The 16,088-nt window shown below is 50.4% G+C and carries 16 protein-coding genes; 12 read left to right on the top strand and 4 right to left on the bottom strand.

The window, feature by feature from the left end; translation table 11 throughout:
* Positions 1-6: 6 nt before the first annotated feature.
* From BLU30_RS04530 to BLU30_RS04520, 3 genes are all read left to right on the top strand, one after another.
* Positions 7-528, top strand: a complete 522-nt coding sequence (locus BLU30_RS04530; RefSeq protein ID WP_090243921.1) for a hypothetical protein — start codon at positions 7-9, stop codon at positions 526-528.
* Between the two features lie 99 nt (positions 529-627).
* Positions 628-1,179: a DUF3793 family protein gene (locus tag BLU30_RS04525; RefSeq protein WP_090243919.1), complete on the top strand. Its 552-nt coding sequence runs from the start codon at positions 628-630 to the stop codon at positions 1,177-1,179.
* Positions 1,180-1,209: 30 nt separating this feature from the next.
* Positions 1,210-1,635 carry a flavodoxin gene (locus BLU30_RS04520; protein WP_090243917.1) on the top strand — a complete coding sequence of 142 codons (426 nt, stop codon included), beginning with the start codon at positions 1,210-1,212 and terminating at the stop codon, positions 1,633-1,635.
* 99 nt (positions 1,636-1,734) lie between these two features.
* On the opposite strand, the gene BLU30_RS04515 is transcribed toward BLU30_RS04520, so the two are convergent.
* The 4 genes from BLU30_RS04515 to BLU30_RS04500 are packed head-to-tail and all read right to left on the bottom strand — an operon-like array spanning position 1,735 to position 5,237.
* Positions 1,735-2,283: an FmdE family protein gene (locus BLU30_RS04515; RefSeq protein WP_242873505.1), complete on the bottom strand. Its 549-nt coding sequence runs from the start codon at positions 2,281-2,283 to the stop codon at positions 1,735-1,737.
* 22 nt (positions 2,284-2,305) lie between these two features.
* Entirely contained in the window at positions 2,306-3,067 is a 762-nt protein-coding gene (locus tag BLU30_RS04510) for an ABC transporter ATP-binding protein (RefSeq protein WP_090243912.1), read from the bottom strand.
* A complete protein-coding gene (locus BLU30_RS04505) occupies positions 3,060-4,139 on the bottom strand; it encodes a FecCD family ABC transporter permease (RefSeq protein ID WP_090243910.1) in 1,080 nt (359 codons plus the stop codon). The genes BLU30_RS04510 and BLU30_RS04505 overlap by 8 nt, the downstream gene beginning before the upstream one ends.
* Entirely contained in the window at positions 4,140-5,237 is a 1,098-nt protein-coding gene (locus BLU30_RS04500) for an ABC transporter substrate-binding protein (RefSeq protein WP_090243908.1), read from the bottom strand.
* A gap of 427 nt (positions 5,238-5,664) precedes the next feature.
* Here BLU30_RS04500 and BLU30_RS04495 point away from each other — a divergent pair, with 427 nt between their 5' ends.
* The 9 genes from BLU30_RS04495 (at position 5,665) to BLU30_RS04455 (ending at position 16,002) form a co-directional block, all read left to right on the top strand.
* Positions 5,665-8,205: a glycyl radical protein gene (locus tag BLU30_RS04495; RefSeq protein WP_090243906.1), complete on the top strand. Its 2,541-nt coding sequence runs from the start codon at positions 5,665-5,667 to the stop codon at positions 8,203-8,205.
* A gap of 24 nt (positions 8,206-8,229) precedes the next feature.
* Positions 8,230-9,153: a glycyl-radical enzyme activating protein gene (locus tag BLU30_RS04490; protein ID WP_090243904.1), complete on the top strand. Its 924-nt coding sequence runs from the start codon at positions 8,230-8,232 to the stop codon at positions 9,151-9,153.
* Between the two features lie 195 nt (positions 9,154-9,348).
* Positions 9,349-10,650: an aldehyde dehydrogenase gene (locus BLU30_RS04485; RefSeq protein ID WP_090243902.1), complete on the top strand. Its 1,302-nt coding sequence runs from the start codon at positions 9,349-9,351 to the stop codon at positions 10,648-10,650.
* Positions 10,651-10,679: 29 nt separating this feature from the next.
* Positions 10,680-11,354, top strand: coding sequence for a sensor histidine kinase (locus tag BLU30_RS04480; protein WP_242873512.1), 675 nt, complete (start codon positions 10,680-10,682; stop codon positions 11,352-11,354).
* Positions 11,347-12,348, top strand: a complete 1,002-nt coding sequence (locus tag BLU30_RS04475) for a response regulator transcription factor (RefSeq protein ID WP_090243898.1) — start codon at positions 11,347-11,349, stop codon at positions 12,346-12,348. The genes BLU30_RS04480 and BLU30_RS04475 overlap by 8 nt, the downstream gene beginning before the upstream one ends.
* On the top strand, positions 12,348-13,571 hold the full coding sequence (gene metK, locus BLU30_RS04470) for a methionine adenosyltransferase (protein WP_090243896.1): 1,224 nt from the start codon (positions 12,348-12,350) through the stop codon (positions 13,569-13,571). Before BLU30_RS04475 ends, metK begins: the two co-directional genes overlap by 1 nt.
* 65 nt (positions 13,572-13,636) lie before the next feature.
* Complete coding sequence (gene pduB / locus BLU30_RS04465) at positions 13,637-14,422, top strand: propanediol utilization microcompartment protein PduB (RefSeq protein WP_090243894.1); 786 nt, start codon at positions 13,637-13,639, stop codon at positions 14,420-14,422.
* Complete coding sequence (locus tag BLU30_RS04460; RefSeq protein ID WP_143024204.1) at positions 14,392-15,387, top strand: DUF4037 domain-containing protein; 996 nt, start codon at positions 14,392-14,394, stop codon at positions 15,385-15,387. Before pduB ends, BLU30_RS04460 begins: the two co-directional genes overlap by 31 nt.
* A 12-nt stretch (positions 15,388-15,399) precedes the next feature.
* Positions 15,400-16,002, top strand: coding sequence for a DUF4125 family protein (locus BLU30_RS04455; RefSeq protein WP_090243890.1), 603 nt, complete (start codon positions 15,400-15,402; stop codon positions 16,000-16,002).
* Positions 16,003-16,088 lie beyond the last annotated feature (86 nt).

Genomic DNA, 16,088 nt, shown 5'->3' with positions numbered 1-16,088 from the left:
AAGAAAATGACAAAAGCAGCGAAAGGACGCCGTTTTTTGCGGGAAGAGGCAAAGGACGGCATTGTGAATAAAAAGCAAAAGGACCATACCTACAGAGGTGTTTTACAGGAGATTAAACTTCAAAGCATTGAGGATTGCCGAAGCGCTCCGATTTGTCAGTATGTTTTTGTTATTCGTCAAAAATGGCGGTTGAACACCTCTATTTTTAAAGGGGTACTGGAGCACGATTTGCAATGTTTTTATAAAGATCGGGGGTTGGATGGGCTGGAGCTGATGTTGGATATGGAAAATCCCTTTCCAGAGATCATTCCCCGGGACGATGTGGTGGGGGTTCATCTTCGGATGTTTCCATATTGGCTTGACTTATGGAAAGGTAACCAGACAGCGTTGTTAGAAAACTTTGGAACTGAAGAGGCATTGTTATCCTTCTACGGTGGAATCGGTGGGCGTGAGGCCATTTATAAACGCCTTGTACGGCTATTTTTTTATAATTATTTCAATGTAAAAAAACAGGGCCAGATGGATTGACAAGTCCAGGATAATTGAATATGATATTATGAGTTAGCGATAGCTAACTATTTTGTTCGATGATATGTTAGCATCTTCTAACTAAAGGGGTGAAGGACAATGACAGAAAAGCTTTTAGTACGCAATGGGGCACCAACCCTGGCAGGGATGAAAACTGGCAGCTTATTTACCTGCCCTTATCAGTCCAGGGAAGAAATTCAAGGGGATATCCGGGAGCTCAATCGACGATTGGTGCCCAAAGGGATTCGGATTCTGCCCCTTCGTTTCTCGGAGTGGCGGACCCTCCTCTATCTGTACCGTCCCAATCACTTGAAGCGGGATTTTAGAGATGGCCGTACGGCATCCCTGCTCAAGGCCCGGGGCTATCCGGTGGACAACCCGGACCGATGCGTGGTCCAATTGGTGAGTCGGCTTCGGTGCAGAGGGGAGTTTCCCCATGAAATCGGTCTGTTTTTGGGATATCCTCCAGAGGATGTCCATGGATTTATGGAGCATAAGCGCTGTTTTAAATGCGTTGGATGCTGGAAGGTGTATGGCGATGAAGAAAAAGCAAAGCAGATCTTTTGTCGCTATCAGAAATGCACCGATGTCCTTTGCTCGCGATGGGCCAAGGGCGCGAGCGTTGAAGAACTCGCTGTCGTCGCAGAATAATCAAATTAAATCAGAAAGAGGTAAAAAAACATGAGTAAAATTGCAGTGGTTTATTGGAGTGGAACGGGAAACACAGAAGTGATGGCGAACGCGGTGGCCAAAGGTATTGTGGAAAAAGGGGCGGAGGCCGTGGTGTTGACTCCCGATGGATTTGATGAAGGTATGATTGATGACTTCGATGGTATTGCATTTGGATGTCCGGCCATGGGAGCAGAGGTTTTGGAGGAAAGTGAATTTGAGCCGATGTTCGAAGCCTGCCAATCGAAGCTGACCGGGAAACCCATCGCCTTATTTGGCTCTTATGGCTGGGGTGATGGCGAATGGATGCGGTGCTGGGAGGAATCCTGTGAAGATGTGGGCATTCATCTGGTCTGTGAGAGTGTCATCTGTGTCGAGGAGCCAGACAATGTAGCCCTGGAAGCCTGCAAGGAATTAGGGGCTGAATTAGTAGCCTAGCGCAAGATTATGGCACCGGCGCCAGGGAGCAATATTCTTGTCGAGAAGTGTTGCTCCCTTTTATTCTAGGAATAGCGTCGTGATGAAGCCACAGACCCTTTAAATATTAAATCGATCGTAGTGGGTGTAGCAATCGACACACAGCTTTTTTTCCCCAACAAGCCGAACCCAATGGGCACCAGCGGTTTCACCACAGCAGTCACAGACATAGGAGTCAAAGATGCGTGCCTGCTCTGGCAGTAAGAGGGTGGTTTCCTTGACGTCGAACATGGCTTCGGGTTCCAGTTCCTGGTAATATTTGAAGGATTCTTCCCGGGTCATTCCCTTTGGTTTTTCCTTGAGTACCAAACGTACGGATTCTCCAGTCCCTCGATTGTAAAAGGAAAAGGCTTGCTTGCCCGTCATGTGGAAAAGGAGATTTCCTTTTCCAATGCTGCACCCCAAAATGACCTGGATGGCATCGACGCCGCAGGCATCATTTTCTGAAATACAAACAACCTCTTCATCTTTTGAAAAGTCCAGCTTGAGAAGGTCTGTGGCGTATAGGGCTGCTTTATAACCGATGGTTAAGCCACCGCACTCGTGGCCATGGAAGGCGACGCACACATTCCAAAGTTCTTTTTGATGATCCATTGATTGATCCTCCATTCTTTCTCCCCCTAAGGGGGCTTTACTTCTTGAGGGGTATGATGATTTTCATCCCCTTGTGTTCAATAATATCCACAGCCATAGCGTAAACATCCTCTATGATTTGTGGTGTTATGATTTCAATTCCGCCATTGGCATAGACCTTGGTATCTTTGATGAATAAAAAGCGGTCACAATAACGCAGGGCCAGATTGAGGTCATGGATGACGATGACCGCTCCGATTTTCTGGGTATCTACGATGCGTTTCACCATCCCCAGCATTTCGTGTTGATTTTTTGGGTCCAAGCTGCTGGTGGGTTCATCCAATAAAAGAAACTTTGGCTCTTGGGCCATGGCACGGGCAAGAATGACTTTCTGCCGCTCTCCCCCGGAGAGCTCATCCATATACCGAGCAGCGTATTTTTCCAGGCCGAATGCTTCGATGATCCCCTGTACGATTTCTTTATCCTTTGAGGTAATATCCCATTTGATATAGGGTCTGCGTCCCAGGAGTATGGTGTCAAAAACCATGGTGTGTGTGGGCTCACTGTTCTGTGGGACATAGGCAATCTTTTGTGCCATTTGGCGACGATTCATTTGCGCGATGTTTTCACCGTCGAGAGATACCGTCCCCTGTGTTGTATGGTGGATGCGATTGATGCATTTGAGCAAGGTGCTTTTTCCCGCTCCATTGTTTCCCAAGATCGCGGTACAATGCCCATGTTCGATTTTTAAATTGATGTCCTCAAGAGTTTTTAGGGGGGCACCTTCATAGGAAAAATCCAGTTTTTCAATTTTAATCATGGTGCCCAGCTCCTTTCAATAGAAGGAAAAGGAAGGCGGGCGCCCCTAAAAATGAGGTAATGGCCCCAACGGGCAGGATAACCGGTGCGATGATGAGACGGCCAAAGGTATCCGCAAGTAAAAGGACAAGGGCCCCTGCGGCAGCGGATCCAGGAATGAGATAGCGGTAGTCATCCCCTACGAAGCGTCGCATCATATGTGGTGCGACTAAACCGATAAAGCTGATGATTCCCACGAAGGCAACGGCGACAGCCGCTGTTAATGAACAAATCGCCATGCTGACGAGCATGATCGTGCGTGTATCGACCCCCAGGCTTTTAGCCGTGTCAATCCCGCTGCACATGGCATTGTAGTTCCATCGGTTCAGCATAAAAAAAACGAAGGCGATGGAGAATACCAGGGCCAGAATGACTATCTGTTTCCAGTTGGCGCTGCCTAAATTACCAAAGGTCCAAAAAACAACAGCACTGAGCTTGGTTTCGTCGGCAAAGTATTGGAGCAGCGTACTCCCTCCGGTAAAGAGGGAACTCAAGGCGACGCCGGCTAAAACCAATCCACCGGGCCCAAGGTTTTTTCGGGCCCGGGACAGAAGGATGACAATGGCCGTTGATAATGAACCGAATACAAAGGCACAGAGTGTGACGATGTAAGGATTGTTCACTTCAATTGCAACATTGGCAGATCCTGAATTGACGACGCCCCCGCCAAAGACAATAATTCCCAGGGCAGCACCAAAGGCAGCACCTTGGGATACACCCAGGGTGGATGCGGATGCCAAGGGGTTGTGGAGGACGCACTGCATGACCACGCCGGAAAGGGCCAGAGCGGCCCCCACCAGTATTGCCGCCAGCACCCGGGGAAGCCGGATGCCCAGCACAACAGTATTTAACGGCGGGGTCCCTTTACCGATGAGGGTCTGCATGACTTCTGAAAAGGTAAGGCTCATGGAGCCCGACATCATGGCGAAGACAGCAATGCCGAGGACGGCCAGCGTAATGATGAAAAGGGACATCCGTTTTCGGGTGATATGGCCTTCATAGCTCTGGGCCCTTCCTTTATGAAGCATCGCCATTTAATGCTGTCCAAAGTCTACGGCGCCATAACCTGCACCATAATCATTTAACACAGACATATAGTCCTCTACCCCAAGGAAGAATTTGAAAATCTCATTGGATTTTTTTGTCAGGTCAACATCGGTGAATTTCTCTGGGTACAGAATGCTCCCCACAAAGTAGCCATTGGCCAGTGGGATTTCGACGTTGGAGAAATAGCTGGTCGAACTGGGGTATTGATAGATTTTGTTGCCTTGGTAGGCCTTGAGCTGGGCGTAGAAATCCGGGTTGGCCTGGACATCTTTTTTTACCAGGGCAACGCCGCCATAATCACAGAAGATGACATCGGGATTCCAGGCAAGGATTTGTTCCTTATCCACCTCCACTGTCGCCGCCTTCCCCGTTGCACTTGCCGCTGCAATATTATTGGCATTAACGGCAGTCAGTACCGGATCATCTAAGCGGACGCCCTCGATACCGTGGGCCCCTTTAAAGGTGGCTGCGGCAGATAATACCCGGGGCTTTTCCTCCTGTGGAATATCTGCGGTTCGTTTGTTTAAATCGGCAAGGGTATCGTTGATATAGGCATTGACTTCCGTTGCCCGCTTTTCTGCACCACACACCTCTCCTAAAATACGGAGGGATTCGGCATAATCCTCACCAAAGAGCGTTCCTTGCCCCACGGCAATGACTGGAAGGCCTGTTTTTTCCGAAAGGTCATTCACCATATCTTCAGTATAAGTACATAAAATGACATCAGGATTGGCCGCGATGATTTCCTCTGGGTAATAATCCGTATTCCCCATGGCATCGGTGCCGACCTTTGGAAGGTCCTTCCATTGATCCTTGTTGACGTAAGCGTAGGCCGTCAGGGGGCTGATCGTGTCGGCATCCATCCCACCGTAGGCGACAACCTTATCCGCCAGGCCTAAATAGGTTATCATTCGAGGCGTATTTCCCAAGGGAACGATGCGTTCAACAGTTACCGGTATTTCCACGCTCCTCCCCAGGGCGTCTGTTACCGTACGGGTTTCTCCAGTGCTTCCAGGCTTTTGCCCGCAGCCACACACCAGCACCGCAAGCAGCAGTGCGACAATAATGCAGATTCTCTTTTTCAACAGATTCTCTCCTCTCTCTAGAGACTAACCTTACTATACAATAAAGGAAGTAACCATGAAAGCCGGGGTGGGGGATAAAATCTATCCTTGCCAGCATCCCGAAAATCTGTTATACTACACCCAATCAAAACGTCCAACGGAAGAGGCCTGGTTATGAGGCCGACTGCTCCACCGCAACTGTGAAAGTCAGATACGTGTTTTGATAGTTTCGTGTGGAAGCAGCTTTAAGGATGAATTCGGCGCTTCCGCATTTTTGCGGAGGCGTTTTCTTTTTTGGGGGAAGGGTCCGAAGAGGTTTCAATTTTACATGATTCAGGTTTGGGATGTGTTCACGGTTTCCTGGAAAGTCCTTTATAATTAGTTCTAGGAATCACTTGATCGGGCAATGGTCAATGGTTTACCATTCAAAATTTTAGGGAGGCTTATTATGATAGCTAAAGGATTTTCGGAACCGACAGATCGGGTCAAACGACTTAAAAAAATGATCGTGGATGCCGTACCCCAGGTAGAGGCAGAACGGGCGACCCTGGTCACCCAGGCCTATAAAGAAAATGAAGATAAATCACCCATTATGCGCCGGGCGAAGGTGTGTGAGGCCATCTTTAACAATATCCCTGTAGCCATCCGGGATGATGAGCTCATCGTCGGGGCACTGACCAAAAATGTACGGTCCTGTCAGATTTCACCGGAATTTTCCTACGACTGGGTCGCCGCTGAATTTGACACCATGGCCACCCGGATGTGTGACCCCTTTGTTATTCCCCAGGATGTTAAGCTGGAATTAACGGAGGCGTTTAAATATTGGCCTGGGCGGACCACCAGCGCTTACGCGGCATCCCTGATGTCCGAAGAAGCCAAGGCCTGCCAGGCGGCTGGCGTGTTTACGGTGGGGAACTACTTCTACGGTGGTGTTGGCCATGTCTGTGTGGACTACGGCAAGGTACTGGATATTGGGTTTACCGGGATCATCCGGGAAGCGGCGGAAGCCAAGGCCAGGATGGAAAGAAATGATCCGGAGTACATCAAGAAGTCAGAGTTCTACGATGCAGTCATTATCACCTATACCGCTGCCATTAATTTTGCCCATCGCTATGCCCAGAAGGCGCTGGAGCTGGCCCAGGTGGAAATGAACCCCACCCGTAAGGCTGAACTCCTCCAGATTGCTAAGAACTGCGCCAATGTTCCGGAAAAACCAGCCGCTAACTTTTATGAAGCATGTCAGGCTTTCTGGTTTATCCAACTGATTATGCAGCTGGAATCCTCTGGACACTCCATCTCACCGGGGCGTTTTGACCAGTATATGTATCCCCATTATGCCGCAGATCAAGAAATCGCACCGGAATTTGCCCAGGAACTCATCGACTGTATCTGGATTAAATTCAATGATATTAATAAAACCCGGGACGATATTTCAGACCAAGCCTTCGCAGGCTATGCCGTCTTCCAGAACATCGGTGTTGGCGGACAGGACAGCAAGGGGGTGGATGCCACCAATGAGATTTCTTACATGTGTATGGAAGCGGCTTCCCATGTTAAGCTGCCCGCACCGTCCTTCTCCATCCGCTGGCATGAAGGGACTCCTGATGAATTCCTGTACCGTGCCTGTGAGGTTGCCCGGGAAGGGACGGGTGTCCCCGCCATGTACAATGACGAAGCCATTATCCCGGCCATGCTTAACCGTGGCGTGTCCTTAGAGGATGCCCGGAATTACTGCATCATCGGCTGTGTGGAGCCCCAAGCCCCCCACAAGACAGAGGGTTGGCATGACGCGGCGTTCTTTAACATCGCCAAGGTTCTGGATATCACCCTGAACAACGGGATGTGCGATGGCAAACAGCTTGGTCCTCAAACCGGAGATATTACCACCTTCAAGTCCATTGAAGATTTCTTCGACGCTTACCAGAAGCAGATGGAATACTTCGTTTTCTATTTGGCCGAATCCGACAATTGCGTGGACTACGCCCATATGGAAATGTGTCCCCTGCCCTTTGAATCTGCCCTGGTGGATGACTGTATCGCCCGGGGTAAATCCGTCCAGGAAGGCGGCGCCATCTATAACTTTACCGGACCCCAGGCCTTTGGTGTGGCAGATAATGCAGACTCCATGTACGCCATTGAAAAGAATGTCTTTTTGGATAAGAAGATTACCCTGGAAGAGCTCCAGGATGCCCTTAAAAATAACTTCGGGGAACCCCTTGGGGCTACTGGAGAACCTGGCTGCGTGAGCACCGCTGGGGATAAGAGTGCCATGGAACAAAAGGTGTACGATGTGGTTCGCCAGGTTCTGGCCGCCAGTGGCTCGGTTGACCTGACCAGCCTGGGCTTAGGGGAAGCAGCCGCGCCGGCATGCAGTGGTAACACCAGCCGTTATGCTCAGATCCGTCAGCTTCTCATGAACAGCCCCCACTTTGGGAATGATGAAGATTGTGTGGATATGATGGGTAAACGCTGCGCCAGTATTTATTCTGACGAAGTTGAAAAATATACGAACCCCCGGGGCGGACAGTTCCAGGCTGGCTGCTATCCAGTATCCGCTAACGTCCTCTTTGGGAAGGATGTCGGCGCTCTGCCCGATGGCCGTTTAGCCAAGCAGCCCTTGGCTGATGGGGTTTCCCCACGCCAGGGGATGGATACCGATGGCCCCACCGCAGCAGCCTGCTCCGTTGCCAAGCTGGACCATGAAAAATTCTCCAATGGGACCCTGTACAACCAGAAATTCCTGCCCACCGCTGTGGCTGGAGACGAAGGGATTAAAAACTTTGCCGCCGTCGTCCGGACCTACTTCCAGCGTAAGGGGATGCACGTCCAGTTTAACGTAATCGATAAGGATACCTTAATCGATGCCCAGAAGCACCCGGAAAACTATAAGGATTTGGTGGTCCGCGTGGCTGGCTACAGCGCACAGTGGACGGTCTTAGCCAAGGAAGTCCAGGACGATATCATCAGCCGTACAGAACAAGAATTCTAGAAGACGAAACGGAGGTCGACTGTTTTGAACGTCAACGTCGATTATGAAAAAGAGGGAGTCGTCTTTAACATACAGCGATTTTCGTTAAATGACGGTCCGGGAATTCGCACCATCCTGTTTTTAAAGGGATGTCCCTTGTCCTGCTTGTGGTGCAGCAACCCCGAATCCCAGAAGATTCGTCCGGTGACCTTGTATGACGTTAAAAAATGTATCCATTGCGGCAGGTGCTTAGGCATCTGCCCCCATGGGGCTTTAGGTCCGCAGTTTCCCACCTTTATCGATTATGAGCGGTGTGTGGGCTGCGGGGAATGTGAAGCCGTCTGTCCGGCAGGCGCCCTGGTGCGAAAGGGGAAGCCCATGACCATTCAACAGGTTATCCGGGAGCTTAAGAAGGATGCCCCCACCTACCGGAATTCCGGCGGGGGGATTACCTTATCCGGAGGGGAGCCCTTGACCCAATTTGAATTTAGTGCGGAGGTTTTTAAGGCCTGCCAGTATCAAGGGTGGCATACCGCCATGGAAACTACTGGCTATACCTTTAATGAAGAAGCCCTGGAGATGGTTTTTAAATATGTTGATTTGGCCTTACTGGATATTAAGTGCATTGATGAAGGGACCCATATGAAGTACACGGGGGTTAGCAATGAAATCATTCTGCACAATGCAAAGAAGATTAGCCAGATGACAGAAACAATCGTTCGGGTCCCAACCATCCCTGGATTTAATGCCAGTCCAGAGGAAATCACCCGGATTTGTGAATTTACAAAGACATTGACTGGTGTGAAGACGATCCATCTATTGCCCTACCATGCCCTTGGCTCCAATAAATACGCCATGATGGGAAGGCCCTATGAAATGGAAGGGGTTAAGCCACCAGAAAAGGAATTAATGAACACCTTGAAAAAAGTGGTTGAAAGCCATGGACTGGGTTGTAAAATCGGTGGCTAAGGCCATCATGCGGTACAGGAAATATATATTTTAATATATTTCATATATATAAACGGGGAAGATGGCCGCTTGGCGGGAGTTATGTAGGATATAACGCACCCCAGCACGTTATCTAAAGCTTCCTGTTTTGATCTCAGAAGGGTCCCTGTTTTAAAGCTTCAGGGACCCGCTTTTGTATAGGAGGAGGGATAGATTATGGATTCACCGGTGAATCAGGCGGTTCAGCTGGCCCGAAAGGCCTACACAGCCTATGCCGGGCAGAAGTTAGCCCGCCGGGAAGAAATCATACAGACCATACGTTTAGCACTACTGCCTGAAGCCATAAGAATTGCTGAAATGACCTTTCAGGAAACAGGAGTGGGGGTGGTGCGGGATAAAGTTGAAAAAATCCACCTGGCCATTAGCCAAACACCAGGCATCGAGGATTTACCTACCGAGGTAAACACCACCGATGATGGGATGACCCTTTACGAATTATCACCCTATGGCGTGGTGTGCGCCGTTCATCCCTATAATAACCCCATTGCCACGCTGATTAATGTGACCATCAGTGCCCTGGCCGCGGGGAATGCGGTGATCCACTGCCCCCACTGCCGGGCGCAAAAAACATCGGCCTATGTGGTGGATCGGATGAATGAGGCCATTAAAAAGGTTTCGGGCATCGATCATCTGGTGGGAATCCTGGAGGAAAGCTCCCAGGCGGCCCGTCATGAAATCATGGCCCATCCCGATGTGGACTGTATCATCATTACCGGCTCCGATACCGCCATTAGTGGTGCCATGCGGGCCGATAAAAAAGTTATTGGGGCAGGACCGGCCAATCCACCGGTGATTATCGATAGCTCTGCCGATATCCTTTGTGCGGCAGAGGACATTGTAAATAGCGCTTCCTTTGATAACAATATGCTCTGTGTGACCGAGGAAGCCATTGTCGTCGTCGATGCGGTGGCAGATGCCTTCATTTCTCAGATGCAGTATCACGGAGCCCTGTACTTAGAGGATATGGCAGATATTTTAAAGCTGACGGGTACCATTTTGGATGAGGATTTAAAACCAAAGAAGATTTTTTGCGGGCGGACAGCGGAGGAAATACTGGCCACGGCAGGACTCCAAGGAAATGGGGAAACCCGGCTCATCATTGTGGAGACCATTAAAGAGCATCCCCTGGCCATCCATGAAATGCTCATGCCGGTGGTGCCCATCATAAGGGTGAAGGATTTTGATGAAGCTGTAGAGGCTGCCCTTTTCATCGAACAGGGCTACCACCATACTGCCGTGATCCATTCTCAGAATATCGCGCATCTCAATTATGCAGCCCGGGTGATGGGAACGGCCATCTTTGTAAAGAATGGTCCGGCCTACGCCGGAATTGGCTATAAAAATGCAGGGGGCTGTAGCTTCTCCGTGGCCACACGAACCGGGGAGGGAACAGTAACCGCCCGTCATTTAGCACGGCGCAGGCGCTGTACCTTAATGAGCGCCTTCATCCTTCGTTAGACAGTGATTAGAAAGAGGTTGCTTTGGAAATGGCTCAGGATGCTTTGAAAAAAAGTCAACAGGATGTCCTCAATTTTAAAAAAAAGAAGGGACAGGAGGAAGGGACCCTGGAGGAACGGCTGAATATGCACTTTTTATTCAACAGCCTGACCTCTGTGGCGAATTTGTCCATTCTTGAAGGGGCTGTCCAAACCAATGAGATGGTGACCCTTTTGGCAGAATTCTTACGCAACAGCTTTTTTTATCGCAACGACTATTGGACGGTGGAGCGGGAGGTTGCCAATATTGAATGCTACCTCCGGATTCAATCCGTTCGGTTTGGGGAGCGCATCACCTACCATCTGGACGTCTCCCGAAGGATTTGGGAGGCACCAGTTCCGGCGTTAATGCTTGTTCCCTTTATAGAATATGCCGTGGATCGCAGCATCAACAACCATAAGGAAGGGGGTACCCTCTGGCTAAAGGGGGAGCGGGATGGGACATCCATCCTTTTCACCATAAAAGATATTAGCAACAAGGCTGACGCCGGGGATGAAATACCCCGTAAAAAGCTGGGGAGCAGCTACTCCCTGGAAAAAAATATAGCTGAGATGAAGGCAGGCCTCTCCCGGGAATACGGGGAATGCTTAGAAATCGAGGAGATACCCCTTGATCAGGGGGGAGAGACGATTCTCCGGCTTCCGTGGCAGGGCGCCGATGTATAAGATACTCGTTGTCGATGACGAAGCCCTGATGGTGGCCGCCCTGGAGCAGATGATTGCCATGATTGATGGCTTTATGGTCTGTGCCACCGCCAGAAACGGTCTGGAAGCCATTGAAGCCCGGGAAAAATACGATCCGGATATCATCATTATGGATGTTATTATGCCCGATATGAATGGAATTGCTGCTGGAAAGGCCATACGGAAGGTGGATTCTCACGTCGCCATCTATCTGATTTCCGCCTATAATGAATTTGATTATGCCAAGGAAGCCATCAAAATAAAGGTGTCCGACTATTTGTTAAAGCCCCTCTCCTTTACGGTGGTTAAGCGGGTGCTGGAAGAATACCGGGGTTTAAATAAGCAGCGTGATGCCACCTTTGAGGAGATTTGTAGTATTCTGGAAACCCGGGATTATAAAACCATGTATTACAAGTTACCGGACATCGTGAAAAGCATTATGGAGGAATCCTGGGACAGCGCCGAGGAAATCATTGATTATTACTACAAGATTGAAGCCAAGCTCATCAGGACCTATGGGTGCAGTCAGTCCACCAGCTATATTAATAAGCCTACCGGGGAAAAGCCTCCCATGGCAAAATGGCTTTCCTTCAGGCTCTATGCCATGATGGATTTGATCCTGCGGACCAAGGCGATGACCGACTACCCCGTTATGGAAAAGGTGTTTTCCTGCATTGATGCCCATCTGGAGGAGAATATTGGTCTGAAAGAGGTTAAAACCTACTGTGATTTAAGCCAGGGATATCTCAGCCGCTTATTCAAACGGACCCTCGGAATCTCCGTAATGGACTATATCCACCTTTGCCATATGATGTATGCCAAATGGCTGTTCTGTACCCAGGGCATGAGCGTGATTGATGTGGCCTATAAGCTGTCCTATAACGAAAGTAGCTATTTCAGCAAAATTTTTAAAAAATATGAGTACATGACGGTTTCAGAATATAAGAAGAAGATACCAGGAAGTGGTGATGAATAATGGAAAAAAGGCGAATAACCGCTGAATCAGTAACGGAAGGACACCCGGATAAGCTCTGTGACCAAATATCTGACAGTATTCTGGATGCCTGCCTAGGGCAAGACCCCGAATCCAGAGTTGCCGTGGAGACCATGGTGTCAAAGGGCACGGTCCTCATCGCCGGGGAAACGGCAACCCAGGCGGTCATCGACCCAGTGGTCATCGCTAGGGAAGTCATAAAGGATACTGGCTATACCTCTGAAGGGGTGGGGATGGATGGAAATCGCTGTCTGATTTTGACCAATATCCACAGTCAGTCTGGGGATATTGCCCTGGGGGTGGACCGGGGGGAAAGCCTGGAGCTGCCCCACTGGATTCCCGGGAAGAAGCGGTGCTGTTGGAAGGCCCCTGAAAACCTGGGAAGCCAGGAGATTAAACGGCACCTGGGCGCAGGGGATCAGGGGATGATGATTGGCTATGCGACTGCGGAAACCCCGGAGTATATGCCCATGCCCTATATGCTGGCCACCCAGCTGGCAAGACGCCTGGCGCAGGTACGGAAAAAGGGTATATTGCCCTGGTTGCGCCCCGATGGTAAATCTCAGGTCACCATGGCCTACGACGGACTGGGACAGCCCGAGCGGATCGAAAGCATCGTCCTGTCTGCCCAGCACGATGAGGGTGTGGATTTGATGGAAATTAAGCTGGAGCTGATGAAGCATGTCATTCAGCCAGTGATTGATCCATCCCTGATCACCGTGGATACCCGATTCCAGATCAACCCCACGGGACGGTTCGTCATCGGTGGCCCCCTGGGGGATACCGGTGTCACCGGGCGGAAGCTTATGGTGGACACCTATGGGAGCGTGGCCCATCACGGCGGTGGTGCCTTCTCTGGAAAAGACCCCACCAAGGTGGATCGCTCCGGAGCCTATATGGCCCGGTACATTGCCAAGAATATTGTGGCCATGGGCTTAGCAAGGCGTTGTGAGATATCCCTAGCATATGCTATTGGCCAGGAGGAGCCGGAGATGATCGAATGTGACACCTTCGGAACTGCAACACAAGGAGAAAGCGCATTACTGGAACGGCTGAAGGCGGAATGCTCCTTTGCCGTGTCGGATATTATCGAGGGTTTGAATTTAAGACGCCCCATTTATAAAAATACAGCGGTCTATGGCCACTTTGGGCGGGAGACCTTGCCCTGGGAACAGGTCGATGGTTTTGCCGCTGTCCGGAAATAGGGAAATTTTTAAGTTGAAATCCAGAAAAAATGCTGCCAAGCTTTTAGAATGAAAGGTAACGACGAATGAAAACTGATTTGATGAATCAATTAATGGCGGAAGTCATGAAAAAAATGGATGAAGTGGAAGAAACAGGCACCTGTGCCGCCACGACGGGGGTCTGTGGGTTAACGGAATTTGTAGGAACTGCCATTGGTGATACCATTGGCTTCGTCATCGCCAATGTGGACGCCAGCCTCCATGAAGCCATGAAGATTGATCCAAAATACCGTTCGATTGGGATATTATCCGCTCGTACAGGTGCTGGACCCCAGGTTTTTGCAGCCGATGAAGCCGTCAAGGCCACTAACACCGAGCTGGTCATTTGTGAATTTGCCCGGGATACCAAGGGCGGTGCCGGTCACGGCTCGCTCTTAATCTTTGGAGCCGAAGATGTTTCAGATGCCAAACGTGCCGTGGAAGTGGCCCTTGGAGATTTAAACCGGACCTTTGGGGATGTGTATGGCAATGATGCTGGCCACTTGGAATTCCAATATACGGCCCGGGCCTCCTTTGCCTGTAACATGGTCTTTGGGGCTCCTATTGGCAAGGCCTTTGCCATTATCGTCGGAGCACCTGCCGGCATCGGTGTGCTTATGAGCGATGGTGCCCTGAAGGCTGCCAATGTAGAGCTCATCGGTTTTGCATCCCCGGATAACGGTGGAACCAAATACTCCAACGAAGCCATTGTCTTCGTCTGTGGAGATGCTGGTGCCGTCAGACAAGCCGTCTACGCTGCCCGGGAAATCGGCAAACAAGCCCTGGAAGCCCTGGGCGGACCTTGTCCATCGAGTACCACTCCCTATATCTAATGACTGGCCTGGAGCAAGCACAAGAATATTACGAAAAATGTGGCAGGGAGACCCTCGCCCGTCAGTTTCCAGAATGCTGGGAGCGGGTTGCAGTGGGATTGGTCGGGGAGGGATCAGAGTGCTTTGGCTATGACGATGCCATCTCCCAGGACCACGATTTTGGCGGGGGATTCTGTCTTTGGCTCATTCCTGGGGATTATGAAAAATATGGGAAAGCCATGGAAGCGGCTTACAACGCTTTGCCCCAGATGGCTGGAGACATAAAAAAAAGACCCCCTAGCCCCATGGGAGGCGATCGTGTTGGGGTATGGTCTATTCCCGTTTTTTATCGAAGCTGTATTGGGTATTCGGAGGCACCCCCTAATAATCGAGCCTGGATGGCCATCCCGGATTATCGACTGGCCACCGCCACCAACGGGATTCTGTGGGTAGACCCGGAAGGCGAATTTACAAGAATCCGGGAGGCTCTGCTCAAAGGCTACCCCGAGGACGTGTGGCTTCGAAAGCTGGCGGGAGAAATCCATACAATGTCCCAAACCGGGCAGTACAATTACGCCCGATGTATGCAGCGGGGAGATGCCGTCACCGCGGCTATCTGTCTGTCTGAATTCGTCCAGGCGGCCATGAAGACTGCTTTTCTGCTTAACCATCGGTATGCCCCATACTACAAATGGATGCACCGGGGGTTAAGGGATTTACCCCTGTTAGCGGATTTAGAACCCCTGCTGCGGACCCTCTTCCTGGCCCCGGATCAACGGGACAAATGGACGGGGGTGGATATCCTGCGTTGGCGCTGCCAGATTAATACCGCAGACGACTGTGTTCGGGTCATCGAGAAAATTTCTGACCGCATACGGGCGGTGCTTCTGGATATGGGCCTCTCCCAGGCTGACTCCGATTTTTTGGATCATCACACCGGGGCCATCCTCAGCCGGATTACCGATGACGCGCTGCGACGAAGTTAAGGAGGATTATCAATGAATGTACTGCAGGAAGTACTGGATTTAGAATGGCCCATGTTTCACAATGTAAACAACGCCGGAGGGAAGGCAGACTGTCAATTCAAGAAAAAAACCTTCACCATGATGCGGGTGAGTCAGTTTTCCTCCTGGGATATCCCGACCCTGGAAGCCTATTGGCAGGATTTAAAAAAGGCCGTGGCAGAGGGGAGAAACCTCATGACGGAGAAATACGCCCGTATGATGGAAACCACGGCTCCCCAGGAGTATGCCCGGTTTGCAGATAAGCTCCCGGCCATCGATGCCAAGACCCTGGAGATCGTTGAGGGGATTGTCACCATCCAAACGGCATGTCGGGCTGTGTTTGAAGAAAAATACCCTAAAACCGCATCGGCGGGAAGAAAGCTTTACACTGCGGATGACCGGAACGATGACACCTCTTTTGAAACCTATCTCCGGGCAGAATTAAAAACCTACTCCATGGAAACCCTGCTGCGTTATCGGGCCAATCTCATGGATCTGCTATCCAAACGGGAGAATATCATCGAAATCATCATGACCACCATGGTAAAATTCTATGGCTATACTTCTCTGGCAGAATGCGAAGGGAAAGCTGTCTGAATCCGTGGCACCCACTGCTTAGTCAGGGCCCATTATTCTGTACTCCAGAAGGATCGGGCTCTTTTTAAGTGGGGGAAAAAGGGCGG

The sequence above is a fragment of the Eubacterium barkeri genome (assembly GCF_900107125.1).
Lineage (GTDB): Bacteria > Bacillota > Clostridia > Eubacteriales > Eubacteriaceae > Eubacterium_O > Eubacterium_O barkeri.
The sequence above is the reverse complement of the archived record's forward strand: the minus strand, read 5'-3'. Positions and strand labels throughout refer to the sequence as shown.